Here is an 18,689-nt window from a genome sequence, read left to right as displayed (position 1 = left end):
CCAACAAAGCCTTGATAATGTTGGGTTACTCTGCGAGAAGCCGCGCAGGGCGCGTCTACGTTCCTCAAACGCCAGGTGCTATAACGGGGGGGACCCCCGCAACGCACTGGCTCCCCAACCTACGCTAGTTTTAGTTTTTAGCCTTAACTGAACCGTATTGAGGTAAAAGCTCCTTTTCTATGAGATCAATCCAGAGTTTGTAGTCAGGAATTTAGTCCTTTATTGAGCGAACACAGCGCTGATAGAGGACTAAAGTCCTCACTACAAACCTAGTAAACTTGCTAACTTACCATAGTGATTTTGCCAGTATCTAAATCATAGTATCCACCGACAATTTTGAGTTTATTTTCTTGAATTAATTGCGCGAGAACTGGCGATTTTTTCAGTTTTTCTACTTGAGCAACAACGTTGGCTTTACAAGCATTTTCTAACTTGTCTCCAGGCTGATTTTTTGACTGTTCTATACCAGGTTTAATAGCAGCCAATAAACTACCAATTTGACCAGGAACTTGAGCGCCTTTGATTGTGGCATCTACCGCACCACATCTTTCATGACCCACGATCATGATTACTTTTGCACCTAATACTAAGCTGCCAAATTCTAAACTGCCAATTTCTTCTGGTGTGGCAATATTGCCAGCTACACGACAGACAAATAAATCTCCAAATCCTTGATCAAAAATAATTTCTGAAGGTACACGCGAATCTGCACAACCGAGAATCGAAGCAAATGGTTTTTGAGCTTTGGCAACTTCTACTAGACGTGTATAACTTTGATGGGGGTTTTGCCGTTTTCTTTGAGCAAACCGTTCATTACCTTCTAAGAGTTGTTTTAATGCTTGATCGGGAGATATATTATTTTGGGCAATTGCTTTTGGTGGAGAAAATAATTCCGAACCAACTCCAGCTGTTAATACTCCTGTACCTGCTGCTCCTGCGCCTAACTTCAGTAAATTTCTTCTTGAAACAATGCCGCTCATTTAAGATGCTCCAACACCAAATTTAACAAAACAAAGCGAGACTAAAACATCATATCTAAAAACTGATTTCCCCAGTAGGGCCAGGTGACGAATATTCCTAAAACACCTACTCCTAAAAGGACAGTAAAGGCATAAAATTGGGTTTGTCCAGAGGTACTATATTTGAGACTTTCGCCACCACCAATAGAAGCTAAACCAACCAAATTCACAATACCATCAACGACAAAACGATCAACAATGTCGGCAAGTTTAGAAATCAGATCAACACTCAAAACAATGCTCATCCGATAGAGTTTGGGAGTGTAAAAATCGTAGGCGATTAAATCTTGTAAACCTTTCCAAGGTAGGCGAATTGGTTTTGGTACATTGCCTAGATAAATTGCACCACTAATACTGCAACCAAAAATACTTGACCAAATTAAAAGAAGTGCAACATCTTTATTTAGATCAGCCCAACTCGGTAAGAGTGATAAACTTTGCAATATTAAAGGAAGATGTAAGGTAAAGGCTAGCAAAATGATCATTGGTAACGCCATTTGCCAGCTAACTTCGGGCGATCGCTCACTCATTTGCTTGGGTTTTCCACCAAAAATCAGACAGAATTCTCTGGTTAAACTAAAAGCTGTCAAAGCATTAACTGCTATGACTATTCCAATCAGCCAAGGTTTTGTTGTCCACAGTCCATCTGCTAATTTCAACAAAGCCCAAAAGCTACCCAAGGGAGGAAAACCAATTAGCCCCAAAATACCTACTACATAGGCTAATCCAGATATTGGACGACGTGACCATAGTCCACCCAACTGAGTGACATTTTGAGTAATACTGTTCCAGATCACAGCCCCTGTACTCATCACCAGCAAAGCTGCACTCAAAGCGTGGGTAAGTACTAACAACAATGCGGCTTCATCTTGCTGTGTACCAACGGCGATAAATACCAAACCCAAGTAGGCGCTGACAGAATAAGACAAACAACGTTTAATATCAATTTGAGCGATCGCAATTAAGGAAGCACCGATTGCTGTGATTGCACCGATACCAACCATCGCCATAGAAACTATCGGCGACAAACTAAAAACAGGTTGTAGTTTAATTAGCACCCAAGCACCACTAGCAACCACCACCGAGTTACGCAAAATTGTACTGGGGACAGGGCCTTCCATTGCCTCATCTAACCACAAATGCAAGGGAAATTGAGCGCACTTACCCATTGGCCCAGCAATGAGTGCTAAACCAACTAGTGTAATTAATGTTGGATCAACATTAGCATTAGCTGACCACTCGGCTAATTCTGTGTAATTCCAAGTTCCTGTTAGAGGCCAGATTGCTAGTACTCCCATCAATAGGAATAAGTCGCCGACCCGCTTGGTTAAGAACGCATCTCTCGCACCAGTGACTACTAAAGGTTGGCTAAACCACAACCCAACTAGTAAGTAGGTTCCTAGAGTCAGGACTTCCAGAATTACATAGCTAAAGAATAAGTTGTTGCACAAAGCAAGAGCGCATAGTCCCGCTTCAAATAATCCCAATAAAGAATAAAAACGTCCCCAACCCCAGTCCATTTCCATGTAGCCAATAGCATAAATCTGTGCTAGCAAATTTAAGCCACAAACTACGATCATTGCGCCAATACTGATCGAAGATATTTCTAAATCAATGGACAGGTTTAAACCCGCAGTATTCAACCAAGGTATAAATACTTGATAAGCTGGTTGGTTCCAAGTTGCAGGGAATGCCAAAGTAGCGTGAATAAAGGCTAAAAATGTCATGATCAAATTGACATAACCTGCTGGTCTTGGCCCTGTACGCCTGATTATTCCCGGCGACCAAGGCACAGCCAAAAGCCCACCTGTTAAGGCATATAAAGGTATCAACCAAACCGTCTCAAGCAGGAATTGAGTCATTAACTCACCTCTAGATTTGCAGCAAAACCAAATAGCGGTTGTAAAAACACAACCGTTGCTTCCAGACAACGTCGCTATGGGAATTTAAACAAATTTATATTTGTTTAATCTTGTTAAAAACAGATTATCCTTAATCGCTCTCAAAATGGAATTATTTACCTAGACAATTCAACGATAGTTACTGTAAAAAATGCTTATATATTTTTTTCAAATAGTTATGATTGGATTAAATCTATAATACTAGATATTACCTTCAAATCAAAGTTTCTCCTCTGTGATTTTCTTTGCGTACTTTTAGCAGACCTAATGTAGATCATGCAAAAAATGTCAAGTCTCAAAGTAAAATAAAAATACGATGGTAACGATTGATTTAAATTATACGCGTCAAAATTACGAAAGCGATCGCACCCTTACATCCCAAGAGGAGGACAAGGGGGACAACTTCTCAGTGATCACTGATCAAATTAAACTGGTAACTGTTAACTGTTAACTGTTAACTGTTAACTGATTCATGCCCAATCCCCGATCCCCCAATGCCCATTTTCATGCTTGGTGGTGAAATTTTTTCATCGGGACTGCTCTCTACCTTTCTTTGTAAATAAATTGAAATATTTACCAAATAACTTAAATAGCCAATATTTAAAAATAGATTTTTCTTGCTTGAGCTTTTTTAGTAGCTTATGCAGAATTTGTGGTTTAATTTTTTCATATTCGGTTTTCAGAATAGTTTTGCTTTCTCTAGGCGAAATCAGAGTCTTGAAATTTTGGCTATGCTCTAACCAGTCTCTTAGTTGCTGACACTGGCTGGCGGTGAGAGTTAAAGTGATAACGTTAACGCAGACTTTAGGATCTTCCAACGCAAAAAAAAGTAGATGATAGTAGCCAGTATTCGCTAAACTTTGGACTATTTTTTGTCCTTGAGGCTCTTTTAAATCTAAAAAACAAGATAACCATCTTGTCAATTGAACTTGAGCATCAGATAAAACTGTGATCCATAACACCATTGGATATAATTTTTTTTGAAAAACAAATTCTGTAGAATTATTTTTGTATAGAATTTGATTTATTTCTTTTTTAGATAACATTGCCCAGAAAGTAGGCACATTTCCATGTTGTGTGAGTAGTAAATGTGGAAAACAAATTGGAGCTATTGGTTGATTTTTAGGCCAAGTCTTCTGTAAACATATTTTTTCTGATAATGAAGTTACAGGTACTAACTGAACTAATTCCTGAGTTTGAATATTTTTCTTGTTCTCAACAACAAGATTATTAGATTTACGCTGTAACTGTTCTAAGTTTAATAATATTTGGTTAACATTTGCGGGGCGATTGCTTACTTCTTTCGCCAAGCAACTCATGACTAATTTTTTGAGTTCCTTGGGTATATTCATCTGAGGTACTAACTCTTCAAACAGAGGCGGTATTTCAAAACGATGAGCTTGATACCATTCACCGAAAGAATTACTTTTGATTTGGAATGGATGTTTACCTGTTAGCATTTCAAACATTAACACTCCCAAGCTGTAGATATCAGAACGCACATCTAAGAGTTTGCGTCCTTCCATATGCTCTGGAGAACAATAAGGTAAACTGCCAATAAAAGACTCAGTCAGTGTCATACCAGAACGATCAGTTAAAAATTTAGCAATCCCAAAATCTAAAATTTTGACACACTCATCTTTATTATTTTCGATGATAAATATATTTTCTGGTTTAATATCTCGGTGAATGACTGGACAAATCTCCCCTTTAATACTTACACCTTGATGAGCGCATTGTAAACCTAAACAAATTTGATAACAAATTTCTAAAAAGTTTGAGAGTTTGAAAGACTCATTTTTGAGAATTTGTTTGAGATTCTTCCCTTGTAGATACTCCATAACATAATAGGGAATTTTGTCTTCAGTCACACCATAACTAAATACTCGAACGATGTGTTTACTTTTTCGTCCTAGTTGAGCACCAATGAAAATTTCTTTGGCGAAACGTTGAGACAATTGCTGATTAGCCAAATTCATTGACAAAATCTTAACTGCAACTGGTATACCACCTTTTGCAATATCTTCTGCTAGGTAGACTCTACCCATCCCACCTTTACCAATTAAATCTCTGACAAGATAACGATTGTTGAGTAACTTGCCAATATAAGCATCTAATTCTGTTTTTTTTATGGTCTTGTGATTAACTTGATTTTGCAACATAAAATAAGTGCTTTCCCAGGCTTTAATAAAATTAAAAATAATGTATCAAGCTATTACATTATTGTATAAGAAAAAAAATTATAGTTATTGAAACTTGCTTATTTAATATGAAACCCAAAATAAATAATTATAAAAATTAGACAAAATCATCTCACACAAATATGTAAATACTAGTAAGACTGGTTTAACATATTTATGACATGATAAGTATGAGAAATTTCACTGAAACTCAGCAGCAGTTAACTAATTCTTGTAATAAGATAAGTGGATACACTGAATTAATGATTCAGATTAAAGTTGTGAGTGGTTGTTGGTGTTGATTGTTCCAACAACCAACAATCAATAACCACCAACTAACAACTATTACTTACATTCTAAAGACTCTTTCGTAGACACACCCGTTTTAGAATTTACACCACTTGCTTTAGCACAGAGCTTTTTCAACTCAGGACCATCTAAAACTGCATTAGTGAAATCAGTACCTGTGATGTCAACATTATCAAAAGTGGAATAGAGCAACATTGTGTCTGTAAAAATTGCATCACTTAAATCAGCATCCCGGAAATCAACTAGATAAGCAATGCCATTGGTAAAATCAGCGCCATGCAAATTTGCTTTTTCTAAGTATGCACTATTAAAAACAACACCACGTAAATCAGCTTTGCTAAAATTAGCCTGATCTAACTTTACCTTGGAAAACTCCTCGCCAATTAAGGTTTGACCAGAAAAATCTGCGTTACTCATTGGTTTATAGCCTGCAAAACGGCTGCTAGAAAATTTTGCTGCTTCTGCTGAGAGGGGAAACAACAGCAGCACCATAGCTAAGATGAAGGCAGCTAATACTCGCCAAGACTTCATAATGTTAACTTAATAAATCTCAACATTTACACCATTCATTATTAAACATTATGGGTTGAAGATAACTTGCAAACCTGCCAAAATCTTGTCTCTCACTAGTAGCGTAGGCGAAGCCTTCTCGATTAGAAATCGCCACCCTTTAGCCAGCGCCAATTATAACGATTCCACTCGTAAATACCCTGAATTTCATACTCAGCACCGTTATTAAAGCGAACAATGCAATTAATACAAGATCCATTGCCATTTTGAATTTCATCAACTTGAATGACAAGGCAAGGAAACCATTCCCGTGGACAAGGGCCATCGTCTTGTACCCATTCCCATAGTGCATTGCAGACTTCAATGCGATCGCCCACTTTCAGGTTTAATATATCTTCAGAAGAATATTGATTAAAATGATAAGGCTGAATGCGGTTAAGCCACTGTAAACCGTAGCGATCGCGGATAAATTGTACCTCTCCAGAGTTATTTTCACGTAGCCAGTCATTTAGTAACTGTACTTTCCATGAAAAGTCTTGTTTTTCTTGTGCTTTAATATACCTTAGAAAAGCTTGTAACTCTTGTGGTGTTAACTCATCTAATGGGTTAGGTTGATCTGACAATTCTAGATCAGGGTTTTCTGGAATTTGCTGTAGTACTTGCAGTAAAATCTGTTTCTGCATGTCAGTGAGAGGGCAGTTAGCTGTTTCACAGCGATTAAAGGCTGTTTGCAATACTGCTTCAATCTCATCTGGTTTCATAGTTAAACAGCAATTAACAGGCTAATCGTTCAAATTCTATAGATTGTTAGTTTCTTAGGGCTACTGAAAATCTTCGTTCTGGAGCATGTCGCTCTGCGACTCAAGCCCACCAGTTTCCAACCATGGGTAAGCTTACCCCCCTGCTACAGGTGTAATAGGTACAATCATGTTTTCCTGATTTGGCTCTTCAGTTACGGGTGTTGCAGGTACAATTATTTTTTCCTGATTTGGCTCTTCTGTTTCAGGTGCAGTAGGTACAATTGTCATCTGCTGATTTGGCTCTTCAGTTACAGCTGTAGCAGGTGCAATCATTTTTTCCTGCTTTGACTCTTCAGTTACGGGTGTAGTAGGTACAATCGTCTTTTGCTGATTTGGCTCTTCTGTTTCAGGTGTAGTAGGTACAATTGTCATCTGCTGATTTGGCTCTTCTGTGCTGGGTGTAGCAGGTACAATCATCATTTGTTGGTTTGATTCTTCAGTTACGGGTGTAGTAGGTTGTGGATTACTCTCGATTGGAGATGGAGATGGTTGTGATTCACTTTCGGGTGTTGGAGGCGTAGATGGTTGAATTTCTTCCTTAGTTGGAGTTGGAGTTGGAGTTGGCTGTGATTCACTTTCAGGTGTTGGAGGCGTAGAGGGTTGAATTTCCTCCTCCTGGGTTGGTGGGGGGGGTGTTTGGGACTCACTTTCGGTTGGAGGTGGAGGAGTAAATGGTTGAATTTCCTCCTTAGTTGGAGTCGGAAATAGTTGTGATTCGCTTTCTGTTGGAGGTGGTGTGAATAGTTTAATTTCTTCCTTAACAACAGGTGGAGATGATTTTGTGTTGTTTTTGCTTGGGGATGGAGATGGTGCGGGAGCAGGCTGATTAGATTCACGCTGCGGTGTGAACATCGATGGTGAAATTGTTGGCGAGGTGGTAAAGAAATTTTTGCTGCGTTTATTCGCTGGTGTTGATGGTAAAGCTTGTGGCTTGTTTTTGATCGTTTCGACTGGTGGATTGGTGGTTTTGGTTGGTTGATTTTCCTGCAAAGAAAATGGTAAAAAACGCTCCCCAATAATCACTAAACTAAACCCAACCCCAATCAGACTAAATAACCCCAGAGTTCTAATTCCTTGAGTCTGGGGTTTAGGAGACGATGAGCTAGATGAAGTTTTAACTTTAGCTGGCGGTATTTGCTGTATTGTTGACGGTGGTGACGATGGTGCTTGGAGTGCTTGCAAGGCTTCTGCTGCTGTTTGATATCGCTCTTTGAAGTTACAACGCACCATTTTGGTTAAAACATTCGCCAACTCATTGCTAATATTGACCAAATTACGCCAAACCACTTCTCCATCCAAAGGATCAGTGGCTAGCTTACGTGGTTGTATCCCTGTTAAAGCTTGAATTCCTAGCATTCCCACTGCATAGACATCGCTACACAGTCTTGGTTTACCATTGGCTTGTTCGTTTGGAATGTAGCCTGGTGTACCGATGACAATGGTTGAGTTTACCTCACCTTCAGTATTGGTTGCCAAACTTTTAATTTCTTTGACGGAGCCAAAATCAATCAAGACGATTTTTCCGTCTTGACGACGCATGATATTTTGCAATTTTATATCTCGATGAATCACGCCATGTTCATGGACAACCACCAAAACTTCTAGTATTTCTTGTAGGAGTTTCAGTACTTGAGCTTCACTGAGCTGTTTACCAGGAATAATCTCTGTAGTTAGATCGTGTCCATCTACAAATTCCTGTACCAAATAAAATTCCTCATTTTCTTCAAAATGAGCTAAAAGTTCTGGAATTTGCTCATGACGCTTGCCTAATCGATACAGAATCTCTGCTTCTTGGTTGAATAGCCTTTTGGCAATCTCCAAGATTTCTGGATTAGGGTTGCGAGTTTTGAGATGCTTAACAACGCATTGAGGATTACCAGGTAAATCCATGTCTTCGGCAAGAAAGGTATCACCAAATCCGCCGCTTCCCAGCTTATTAATGATTCTATAGCGATTCCGGAGAACTTTGCCGAAGAGCATCAGCTTCACCTAAACGCAATTTACATGCCCATTATTGGGCGATAACTCTATTAATTTTTACAAAAAAAGTCTTTTTAAGAAACTTATTTCAGAGGATCTTTAAAAATTTTATTGCATGTTCTTAATGGCTAGATTTGAAGCTCTTGTTACTAATATATATTGCTGCAAAGCTGATCTTTAAGTATTTCTACTTGATAAAACCTGTAATTTCAGTCTTAATAAATCCCCATTTATGAGCATTATTGTGCTAATTAGAAACAAAATCAGAGATTTAGAGTGATTTTAGCTAAAAATAAAATATATAGTTTTATTTTTTACAAATAAAATATTTATACCGTATTAACAAACATCTATATATCAGTTTTTTTACTATACAAATTCTCTATGATTTTGAGCTTTTTCATAACTTTAGCGACATCCAAATAAAAAATGACCAAGTCCTACCCTGCGGGAAGGCTGCGCCAACGGGCAGACAATTGTAGCATCCAAAATCTAATCTTCGTTTTGAAAAGCTGCGAGCGAAGGTATCCCTTGCTGAAAGCGCAATACCCAAAATGGTATTATTTAGTCGTGGAGGCTAAAGCGGTTGCAAAATGAATGTCACAGAACGTCGCATTGGTCTGGAGCAAGAGTTTTTCTTAGTAGACGAAGAGGGCGTGATCAGCGATCGCGCTGATGAATTTTTACAAGGTTGTCATTTGATGGCAGAAGCTCAAGGTTGCAATCCTGGGTATTTTGTCCCGGAATTCGTCAAATGCATGGTGGAGATTAACACACCTCCAGCTTACACTGGCACAGAATTAGCAAAAGAATATCTCAACAATTTGAAATTGGCGATCGCAGTCGGGCGACAGATGGGTTTGCGGCTTTATCCTCTGTCTAGCTATCCTTTACACATTATGCCAGTGATGCGAGACAAGCCCAACTACCACATCCAAGCCCGGACTGTTGGTTATGAAAGATTCTTACACGCTGGCAAATGTACAGGTACACACCTACATTTAGAAGTACCACCTGGTGTAATTGATCCTCGTGTTGCCGTAGCTTACAACTCTACAGCCGCAGCGCGAGAGGAACTGTTAAATATTTACAACCTAGCTACAGCTTTGGACTCGGCGTTGATATCCTTGGTACGCGCCTGTCCTTTTTATGAAGGAGTGGCGATTGGACTAGCTTCCCATACAATTCGTTACCGAGGAAGTCAAACCTTTGGCTGGGAAGGAGTTTACACCCATTTACAGCCAGTGGGGGGATTAATGCCCTATGCTGATTGTGTTGAAAGCTTAGTAGAACAGCAATTTTACCGCTACTACGCTTGGCTAGAAGCCATAGACAAAGCAGGAGTTGAGCGTCACAAATTTTGGGAAGCAGGAGGAAGCTTACTTCGATCAGCCTGGAACCCAGTGCGGCTTAATAGACTAGGAACAGTAGAAATAAGATGTATAGATAGTAACTACCCATCTGTTATTTTAGCCGTAATTTCCCTATTAGAAAAAGCTGCTCACAGAGTCAGACGCGAGCAGTTGACAGTCAGACCAGTAAAAGGTTTACACATTTTTGAATGGAGTAGCGATCGCCTTTTGGTTCCAGATTTTGAGTATCTTAACGGCGACCTACTTTATGCGGCTGCTACTGAGGGAGTCAAGCATCCCCAGGTAAAGGCTTACGTCGATTCGATTTTGCAGTTTGCGATCGCAGATGGTGGAGAAGGTGCGAAATACCTGACAAAGCTGAGAAACGAGTTAGATAATTATCAAACTATAGAAGCGGAGATTTTGCAAGAATTTACCCCTGCAATCGCTCAACTTTCTGTAGAAGAAGGTTTGCGAATTGTGCGTGAGTGCTGTGACAAGTTGGAAGCACAAGTTGCATGGCTAGATAGTGAACATCCCCTAGCAACCCTGGATACAGAGGTGACGCTTTCTAATTTTACTTGCAGTTAATTAGGGGCTTCAAAATCTGATCGCTCTTGGAAAAGAGAGACAACGGAGACAAGGTAATACGGTTCGGATTAGATAAATAAATAAAACCACACCGTGTTAACAGTGTGGTGAGTATAGAGTTTTGGAATTAGGAGATTTACACTAAATAACAGCGAGGATTTCGTGTTATTAGAAGCTACAAGGTAAATATCCTGTAATTTCGGAATGTAGAGGATTTTATTTTAATGGCAGCGTATATATCACTACGCTGCTTCCGATGAATAATGCGTTCGATTCAAATTTCGTTTTATCTGAGTAATCTGGTTACTCTCACATCATATTCAGTACCTTTTGGATGGTCAGTCTTAGCCTGCTTAAATGCCATACCATCCGCTTTTTCTCTTGACTCTGCATCAATTTCGTAACGTTCTGTTCCGCGTTGAAAACTAGTGCTTATCTGGTCGCTATATTCCTTAATATCAACAAATACCTCGTATGTGTGAACCATTGTGGGCCTCCTAGTGCAACATGCACAACATACAAACGATGGTGAATAAAACCAGTATATGAACTGAGAGAGGTAGTAGCCTGGAACAAATACAAATCTTATGAAAATTAAATTTTAATACCTAATTAATTTTAAATTTTGTTTAGCCAATAGCTCATATTCCAATTTATGGAAGTAATGCATAGTGTATTTATAAAATACGAATACAAATCTTTTCTATTTTTAATAATTACTAAAGTAAATACTACAAAATCTTTATAGTATTAGTTCTGGCGATTCCATATCTAGGTAAAAAATTTAGACACATAGCAGTCCCCAATAACTTATAAAACACCTCTTTTCTTCTTTATCCTCCTTATCCCCCATGTCCCCCATGTCCCCCATGTCCCCCGTGTCCCCCATGTCCCCCGTGTCCCCCGTGTCCCCCTTGTCCCCCTTGTCCCCCTTGTCCCCCTTGTCCCCCGTGTCCCCATTCCCTCCTCTAAAGTCGCAAAACCGCACCAACAAGGACGGACACCACTACAGTCACTAAGATTAAAATTGCTTAATATTTCGTTACGATAAAACCATACAGAGGGATAAAAACCTCTGGTGGCTGAAATCAAAGGTAAACAGCATGAATAGCACAATTCGCGTTGGCAACCTCTTTGGGATTCCCTTTTACATCCATCCATCCTGGTTTTTAGTGTTGGGTTTAGTAACTTGGAGCTATAGCGGTGGACTAGCAGCACAATTTCCCCAGTTAGGCGGGGGGTTAGCTTTGCTACTAGGATTGATGACAGCACTACTATTATTTAGCTCTGTGGTTGCTCATGAACTGGGACATAGCTTTGTTGCCATTCGTCAAGGAATTAATGTCAAATCAATCACACTATTTATATTTGGTGGGTTAGCAAGCTTAGAAAAAGAATCGAAAACTCCGGCTGAAGCTTTTTGGGTAGCGATCGCTGGTCCTCTAGTTAGCTTAGTTTTATTCGGTATCTTTACAGCTATTGGTTTTGGGACTGCGGTATCTGGGCCACTAGCTGCGATTCTGGCTGTAGTTGCCACTGTAAATTTAGCATTAGCGCTATTTAACCTCATTCCTGGCTTGCCTTTGGACGGGGGTAATATACTGAAAGCTATTGTATGGAAAATAACAGGAAATCCTTACAAAGGTGTGGTTTTTGCCAGCCGAGTTGGACAAATCTTTGGTTGGGTAGCGATCGCCTCTGGTTTACTACCACTAATCTTATTTGGTAGTTTTGCTAACTTCTGGAACTTGTTAATCGGTTTCTTCTTACTGCAAAATGCTGGTAATGCTGCTCAATTTGCTAGAGTGCAAGAACAACTAACAGGATTAACAGCCGCAGATGCAGTCACTTTCGATAGTCCAATTGTATCTGCTCATCTTACCCTCAGAGAATTTGTCGATGAACGATTCTTCAAAGGGCAAAACTGGCGCCGCTTCTTAGTTACAGATGACAACGGACAATTACTAGGAACAATCAATGTTGATAATCTGCGATCAGTTCCTGTGGGATTGTGGTCAGTAACTCAAGTCAGAGAAATCATGCAACCAATCGAAGCGTCTAGCACCGTACAATCTGACCAACCTCTACTAGAAGTAATACAGCGACTAGAACAACAAAGATTATCTACACTAGCTGTGATTCGTGAAAATGGCGTACTAGTCGGAATCTTAGAGAAAGCTGCAATCATCAACTTGCTACAAAATAGAATGCAAGCAAACCCTGCATAATCTTCTGGTTCTTCTTTAGCAAAAAACCCAGTCAGATGACTGGGTTTCTTGTTGAGAAGAGAGTCGGGCTATATTGCCCATAGGTTATACCAATTCTTCGTGAAGCTGCATAGAATTTTACCCCTCCCCTAACCCCTCCCCGCTTGCGGGGAGGGGTTAGGGGAGGGGTCTTTGTATGCGTCTTCATATTAAATTGGTATTAGTTATAAAAAGTTAGTTATAGATCGTTAAGCGCTGTATATAACTACCAAACCTGTTCTGTGAATTTCGGAAAATTCAAAACTGATATTTTTACATGCACTCTACAACTAGCCTTGAGACATATGACAACGTTCCTCGGATTTGCACTCAATCCGTTGGTTGCGTTCAGCAATAATAGTTGCTAAATTAGGTCTTCCAGTTAAAGCAAGCCGCCAATCAGCCCAAATTCCATATAATTTATCAACTATCGGCCCGATAACGGGCCATTTTGTTGCAGCATAAACCCAACCCATCCCCAGAGTTTCGTAGACTCGCCGAAAAACCTCCACATTTTTGATCACAGTACCGTCAGGAAGCACAGCATGAATTCTTCCCATCGCCGTTTCAAAATCAATACCGCCATGTGCTGCGGGGTTGTAACCATCATCTGCAATATCCACAAATGCTACTAAACCTCGACCTGCATCCCGTTTTTGCAAGAAGTTGACTTCTCGTAAACATAGCGGACATTTACCGTCGTACAGTAACTTGATTTGCCATGACGGCTCAGAGTCAAGGGATTTGTGAGGCTGAGTGCTTGGCGATCGCATAGTCATCCTTTAATTTATTCATAGACCTGAAAATATTTTAAGAAAGATTAAGAATATATTGCAAAATATTTCAAGTTAAAAAAAATCCTTGCTGTATTAACTAGCGCACTTCCACCACATATGAAAATCTTAATAATTTTCTTATTTTGATCCATTACCTTAATGAAGGATAATGAAATCATGTTATTGACTTGACATCCTCACTTTTTGCTTGATTACATTTTACTTATTCCTTGACCTAGTTTTGCCTGTTACAAGCAAGGCTGGACTATATCCCTTCTATCGGTTTGGGAGGGATATTTTTTATCCACAGAAATTACTTATAGTTTCCTTACTTGTATTTAGTATGTTTTATCAAGGGACTAAAGTCCTTACTACTAACTTGTCTCATTGACAGCGTTGCAATTGTGCTAACGACACAACTATTTCATCCATGGCTTTGCGTACAATGGTGGCAGGTTGTTCAGTTTGATTGACGATAATACTAAAAACTAAAGGGTCGTACTTTGGTGGATTTATATAGCCAGAAAGGGAAATAGCACCAGTGAGAGTTCCTGTTTTCGCTTGGACAATTCCTGCTGCTGGTGTATTCTGAAAGCGATTTTTTAAAGTTCCACTCACACCTGCTACAGGTAAAGAAGCACGAAAAACAGATGCTTGCGGTGACTTCGCCATTGCTTGCAAAGCTTGTACCAATGCTTCTGGACTAATTAAGTTTTTGCGAGATAAACCGGAACCATCTACTAACGCATAAGCAGTAGAATTGACTCCCATCTGAGTTAAAGTTGTTTGCAAAACTTCTAATGCTGCATCTGCTGTGGTTTGATTGGGAAGCACGGGTTTTTTGCTGGCTAATGCTCTTAATAATGCTTCAGCATAAAGATTATTACTATTCTGATTGGTCTCTATTAACAATTGAGATAAAGGTGGGGATTGTACAGCTGCTACTTCCTGTTGATTATTAGCATTAATTCCTACAGATGTTTTTCCCAAAGTGATTTTCTCTGCTGCTAATGCACTGCGAAAGCGGCGTAAAAAGTAATAATTGGGGTCAACTACTGGCAAAGTTACTAAATAAGGTTGAGAATTGGCTGCAAATTGTCCTTGTATTCGCAATACATTTCCCGATAATTCGCGGGTAACGTTAATGGAGATTGGTTGATTTTGTGCAGTTGTCACAGATTGATTAATTACCCGCCACTGTCTAGCTTCGTTTGCATCCGTCCAGGAGATGAGTGCAGGTTTACCTAATGTTTGTGGTAATAACTTGAAGTTAAAAGTGTTTTGATTCAGAATAAAACTGCCGACTGGTGCGCCGTAATCTGAGTATATGTCTTCCCATTGCCAACTGGAAGGAACAAGATCACCGCGAATATAGCGATCATCTACAACTAACTGCTGAATTTGGTTAATACCTTTTTGTTTTAACTGCTTTGCCAGTATTGTTAATTGGGTGTCAGTGAGACTCGGATCTCCTCTACCCACAACATACAAAAAATTATTGCTACCTCTATATATAGATGTGCGAAAGCGATAATTTTCACCTAGCTGTTGCAATGCGGCTGCGGTGGTTAGGAGCTTGGTGTTAGAAGCAGGGGTAAAATATTTCTGGGCATCTTGACTGTAGAGTATTTGGTTTGAGCCAAGATTTTGAATTAAAATTCCCCAACGTACTCGACTGAAGAGGGGACGGTTGGTGACAGCATCGATAGTGGTTTTTAGTTGAGCTGGACAAATTGTTTGAGGAGGAGTTGTTGGTGCTGTTGGCGTTGGTGTTTGTGCTTTTGCTAGTTGCTGGTTGATACTGATGTGGATACCAAAAAACAACAGTAGAAAAACACCAGAGGATTTTTTAGACATTATTTGAATTTGAGCAATTTTGATTTCTTAAAAAACTATACTGGATGGAAAAGTCTGTTTCGCAATGGCACAACTACAACGAATCACGATCGCCTCTGCTCAATTCCATAATCAACAGATCACTTTGACTGCTGAACAACAACATTATCTTTGTCGTGTGTTGCGTCTTCAGTCGGGCGATCGCTTTATCGCTATGGATGGGATGGGTAAATGGTGGTTGGCACAGCTAGCAGATACTGAAGCAAATATTTTACAAGAACTGACAGTAAAAACCGAGTTACCTGTAGCTGTAACTCTGATCATTGCTTTGCCAAAAGGAAATGGATTTGATGAAGTTATCCGGTGTTGTACTGAATTGGGCGTAACTTATTTTGCTCCAGTTGTAAGCGATCGCACTTTGCTAAATCCTAGTCCCCAAAAATTAGAACGCTGGCGACGAATCGCCAAAGAAGCTGCTGAACAATCAGAGCGTACTACAGTACCTACAATTTTAGAGCCAGTATCTTTTATTAGTAGTTTGTCTTTTGTCACCAACCAGAAATATATCTGCGAAGCGCGTGGTGATTATCCCCATTTGCTCAGTTGCTTGCAAAACCAAGAAGATGAGAGAAGTGATTTGAGTTCCCAAAAGACAATTGTAATTGCCACTGGTCCCGAAGGAGGATGGACGGACACAGAAGTTGAGATAGCAATTCAGGCTGGCTTCCAACCTGTTTCTTTAGGAAGGCGTATTCTCAGGGCTGTAACTGCGCCAATTGTAGCTTTATCTTTGGTTGCGGCTGCTTGTGAATTATAAACCAAGGTGAAATTAATTATGCGTTACCCAAAATACTTGTAGAGACGTGAAATTTCACGTCTCTACATTTTTTTTCACCAGATGACCAATGACCAATGACCAATGACCAATGACCAATGACAACCTACTTATTTTGATTTGCTAGGAGGGGTTTTTACCTGACGCGCCATCTCTAAAAAGGAATTCATATTCGCTCCGGGACGACGACGACCATTTGTATTGGTAGGTATCAAGTACTTGGGTGCGAAGGTTGTTTCTGCGGGCTGTGCTTTAAGTGCGGGTGCTTTGTCTTCTTTTGGCTCGACTGTCAGACCCTCAGCGGTTTGTACTAGCTCAACCTTAGCAGGCTCAGGTTGAGCTTCTGCTTTAGCTTTTTTCGCTGACTTAACTGAGGTTTTACGAGAAGGTTTCTTAACTTCTTTTGCTCCGTTAGATGCTCCGTTGGATGTTTCCAGAGCAGCTGCAACTGGTGCTGGTGATTTAGCACCATTAGTTTCAGCAACGGCTTTATCTGCTTCAGTCTCAGTCAACTCAGTAACTTTACCGACTGCACTCTTAGCAGCAGTAGCAACTTTGTCAGCAGCAGCTTTAGCCGCTGCGACTGGTGGTGTATTTTCAGCTTCTTCCTTCAATTCCAGATAAAAACCATTACCTTTTTTCTTGCCAGGAAAAAGCCCAGTGATGAATTTCATAATTCCACTAATTAAATTTTTGATAAAACCGAACATTACAATTACTCCTGTCTTTTATACCTGAAATTTGAGTACTTTTATTAAAAATTAGAGAAAATTATTACATTTCTTAGAGTTGTGGCTAGCTTTACCTCATTCTTTGTAATCAATAATTTGATTAAGCTCTTCTTAAAGCTTAAAAACCAAGTGCAGCACCGTTTTCTTTTGTTTTTACAAATGCTCAAGAACAAGGAACGGTACTCTAGCGAACTCTATAAACTTTTTATCTCAAGTGTTTGGAATAGTTGATACTCAATTTCAATTATTAAATTTTTGTGGATATGAGAGCAACATTCTGAAAGCAAGTTTAATAAAACTTAACTTGCACTTTCATTATACGTAAATGTCAGGTCTTAAATTCAACTTGCTCATGTCCCCCTTCCCATGTCCCTCATATCCTCCTTTTATTTAGAAGTTCCTTAAACCAGTCGAGAGAGTGTCATAGCTAGCATGGGGATAGTAATCATGCTCAGTTAGATTTTTTCTAGATTCTATGTAACACCAATTTAAAGAGTTTCCTAATCCAAAATCCAAAATCTAAAATCTAAAATCTAAAATCCAAAATTGTATAGCCCTGATTTTGCCAATGGAAAAATTAACTCACAGACGAAATCCCGTTGTATTGGTGCATGGCATTTTTGACACAGGTCGAGTGTTTGACAAAATGATTTCTGATCTCAGACAAAGGGGTTGGAATGTATATGACCTAGATTTGCTTCCTAATACTGGCCATGGTAGTCTTGATTGTTTAGCACAGCAAGTTGCTGACTTTGTTAATGCTACCTTTGCACCAGAGCAATCAATAGACCTAGTAGGCTTTAGCATGGGTGGAATTGTGAGTCGTTATTATGTCCAACGACTAGGGGGAATAAAGAGAGTACAGAGGTTTGTTACCATTTCCTCACCACATCATGGCACTTGGGTTGCCTACTGTAACCCAGGTCTAGGCTGTGTACAGATGCGTCCCGATAGTGCTTTGTTACAAGATTTGAATCAAGACGCTGATATGCTTTCACAGATCAATTTTACCTCAATTTGGACGCCCTATGATTTGATGATTATCCCAAGCAATAGTTCACAAATGCCAGTGGGTCGAGAGGTGATTGTGCCAGTGATGAGCCATGCGTGGATGCTCACCGATGTCAGAAGTTTGTCAGCAGTAGCAGAAGCATTAACACAACCAGTGCCAGCGATCGCTACACAGCAGTTACAATCAGTTGATCTGCATACCATATCGCCAGCAAATCAGGAAAATAAAAAACTTTACTTGTAGTGAGTAAATATTTTAATTGGTTAAATATCAACTTGATAGATAAATATTGCGATCTCTCAAAGAGATATCAATAGATAAACAAAGATTTTCCCTGATTTGAGTCCGAAAAAGTAGTTACAGAATTTGATTAATAAATATATACTTACTTGTACTTATTTGCTGAATGTATAAATTAGTATTATTTTTTTCTGATTAATTTTTTTTGGAGTAAAAAAGTACGAAAATCTCTCTATGGGGAGATGAAAAGGGGAACGCGATTTTTCAGTTGCACGTCATTTTCTGGAGTTTAGTTTTTAGAATAGTCTAGACTTTGGGGAAAACTGAAGAACTGATTTGAGCGTACCAACTTTGGATTTGAGGTTGAGGTC

15 protein-coding genes are annotated in these 18,689 nt (G+C 39.4%); 5 read left to right on the top strand and 10 right to left on the bottom strand.

Annotation, left to right across the window (positions count from 1 at the left end; translation table 11 throughout):
* Positions 1–281: 281 nt before the first annotated feature.
* The 6 genes from ACE1AT_RS14315 to ACE1AT_RS14290 all read right to left on the bottom strand — a co-directional run bounded on the left by ACE1AT_RS14315 (position 282) and on the right by ACE1AT_RS14290 (position 8,699).
* The gene (locus ACE1AT_RS14315) at positions 282–980 is read right to left on the bottom strand and encodes a carbonic anhydrase (RefSeq protein WP_374869374.1); all 699 of its coding nucleotides are present in this window, start codon (positions 978–980) and stop codon (positions 282–284) included.
* Between the two features lie 41 nt (positions 981–1,021).
* A complete protein-coding gene (locus ACE1AT_RS14310; RefSeq protein ID WP_374869372.1) occupies positions 1,022–2,881 on the bottom strand; it encodes an NAD(P)H-quinone oxidoreductase subunit F in 1,860 nt (619 codons plus the stop codon).
* Positions 2,882–3,447: 566 nt separating this feature from the next.
* Positions 3,448–5,082 (bottom strand): serine/threonine protein kinase, encoded by a 1,635-nt coding sequence (locus tag ACE1AT_RS14305; RefSeq protein WP_374869370.1) that lies wholly within the window; start codon positions 5,080–5,082, stop codon positions 3,448–3,450.
* Between the two features lie 363 nt (positions 5,083–5,445).
* Complete coding sequence (locus tag ACE1AT_RS14300) at positions 5,446–5,940, bottom strand: pentapeptide repeat-containing protein (protein ID WP_374869368.1); 495 nt, start codon at positions 5,938–5,940, stop codon at positions 5,446–5,448.
* A 122-nt stretch (positions 5,941–6,062) separates the two neighbouring features.
* Complete coding sequence (locus tag ACE1AT_RS14295) at positions 6,063–6,680, bottom strand: hypothetical protein (protein WP_374869366.1); 618 nt, start codon at positions 6,678–6,680, stop codon at positions 6,063–6,065.
* Positions 6,681–6,812: 132 nt separating this feature from the next.
* Positions 6,813–8,699 carry a protein kinase gene (locus ACE1AT_RS14290; RefSeq protein ID WP_374869364.1) on the bottom strand — a complete coding sequence of 629 codons (1,887 nt, stop codon included), beginning with the start codon at positions 8,697–8,699 and terminating at the stop codon, positions 6,813–6,815.
* 593 nt (positions 8,700–9,292) lie between these two features.
* Between ACE1AT_RS14290 and ACE1AT_RS14285 the strand changes: the two genes are divergently transcribed.
* Positions 9,293–10,642, top strand: a complete 1,350-nt coding sequence (locus ACE1AT_RS14285; RefSeq protein ID WP_374869362.1) for a glutamate-cysteine ligase family protein — start codon at positions 9,293–9,295, stop codon at positions 10,640–10,642.
* 286 nt (positions 10,643–10,928) lie between these two features.
* Here ACE1AT_RS14285 and ACE1AT_RS14280 read toward each other — a convergent pair whose 3' ends face one another.
* On the bottom strand, positions 10,929–11,129 hold the full coding sequence (locus ACE1AT_RS14280) for a hypothetical protein (protein WP_374869361.1): 201 nt from the start codon (positions 11,127–11,129) through the stop codon (positions 10,929–10,931).
* A gap of 364 nt (positions 11,130–11,493) precedes the next feature.
* Between ACE1AT_RS14280 and ACE1AT_RS14275 the strand changes: the two genes are divergently transcribed.
* Positions 11,494–11,661: a hypothetical protein gene (locus ACE1AT_RS14275; RefSeq protein WP_374869359.1), complete on the top strand. Its 168-nt coding sequence runs from the start codon at positions 11,494–11,496 to the stop codon at positions 11,659–11,661.
* An 84-nt stretch (positions 11,662–11,745) separates the two neighbouring features.
* A complete protein-coding gene (locus ACE1AT_RS14270) occupies positions 11,746–12,870 on the top strand; it encodes a site-2 protease family protein (RefSeq protein ID WP_374869357.1) in 1,125 nt (374 codons plus the stop codon).
* A 308-nt stretch (positions 12,871–13,178) separates the two neighbouring features.
* Here the strand turns inward: ACE1AT_RS14270 and ACE1AT_RS14265 are convergent, their stop codons facing one another.
* The gene (locus ACE1AT_RS14265) at positions 13,179–13,667 is read right to left on the bottom strand and encodes a thiol-disulfide oxidoreductase DCC family protein (RefSeq protein WP_374869355.1); all 489 of its coding nucleotides are present in this window, start codon (positions 13,665–13,667) and stop codon (positions 13,179–13,181) included.
* A gap of 381 nt (positions 13,668–14,048) precedes the next feature.
* Positions 14,049–15,521 carry a D-alanyl-D-alanine carboxypeptidase/D-alanyl-D-alanine-endopeptidase gene (gene dacB, locus ACE1AT_RS14260; protein ID WP_374869353.1) on the bottom strand — a complete coding sequence of 491 codons (1,473 nt, stop codon included), beginning with the start codon at positions 15,519–15,521 and terminating at the stop codon, positions 14,049–14,051.
* 64 nt (positions 15,522–15,585) lie between these two features.
* Here dacB and ACE1AT_RS14255 point away from each other — a divergent pair, with 64 nt between their 5' ends.
* Positions 15,586–16,317, top strand: coding sequence for a 16S rRNA (uracil(1498)-N(3))-methyltransferase (locus tag ACE1AT_RS14255; RefSeq protein ID WP_374869351.1), 732 nt, complete (start codon positions 15,586–15,588; stop codon positions 16,315–16,317).
* Between the two features lie 128 nt (positions 16,318–16,445).
* Here ACE1AT_RS14255 and ACE1AT_RS14250 read toward each other — a convergent pair whose 3' ends face one another.
* Positions 16,446–17,045, bottom strand: a complete 600-nt coding sequence (locus ACE1AT_RS14250) for a hypothetical protein (protein WP_374869349.1) — start codon at positions 17,043–17,045, stop codon at positions 16,446–16,448.
* A gap of 589 nt (positions 17,046–17,634) precedes the next feature.
* On the opposite strand from ACE1AT_RS14250, the gene ACE1AT_RS14245 reads away from it, so the two are divergent.
* Positions 17,635–18,321 (top strand): lipase family alpha/beta hydrolase, encoded by a 687-nt coding sequence (locus tag ACE1AT_RS14245; protein WP_374869347.1) that lies wholly within the window; start codon positions 17,635–17,637, stop codon positions 18,319–18,321.
* Positions 18,322–18,689: the final 368 nt, after the last annotated feature.

The sequence above is a fragment of the Pelatocladus sp. BLCC-F211 genome (assembly GCF_041928655.1).
Lineage (GTDB): Bacteria > Cyanobacteriota > Cyanobacteriia > Cyanobacteriales > Nostocaceae > Pelatocladus.
The sequence above is the reverse complement of the archived record's forward strand: the minus strand, read 5'-3'. Positions and strand labels throughout refer to the sequence as shown.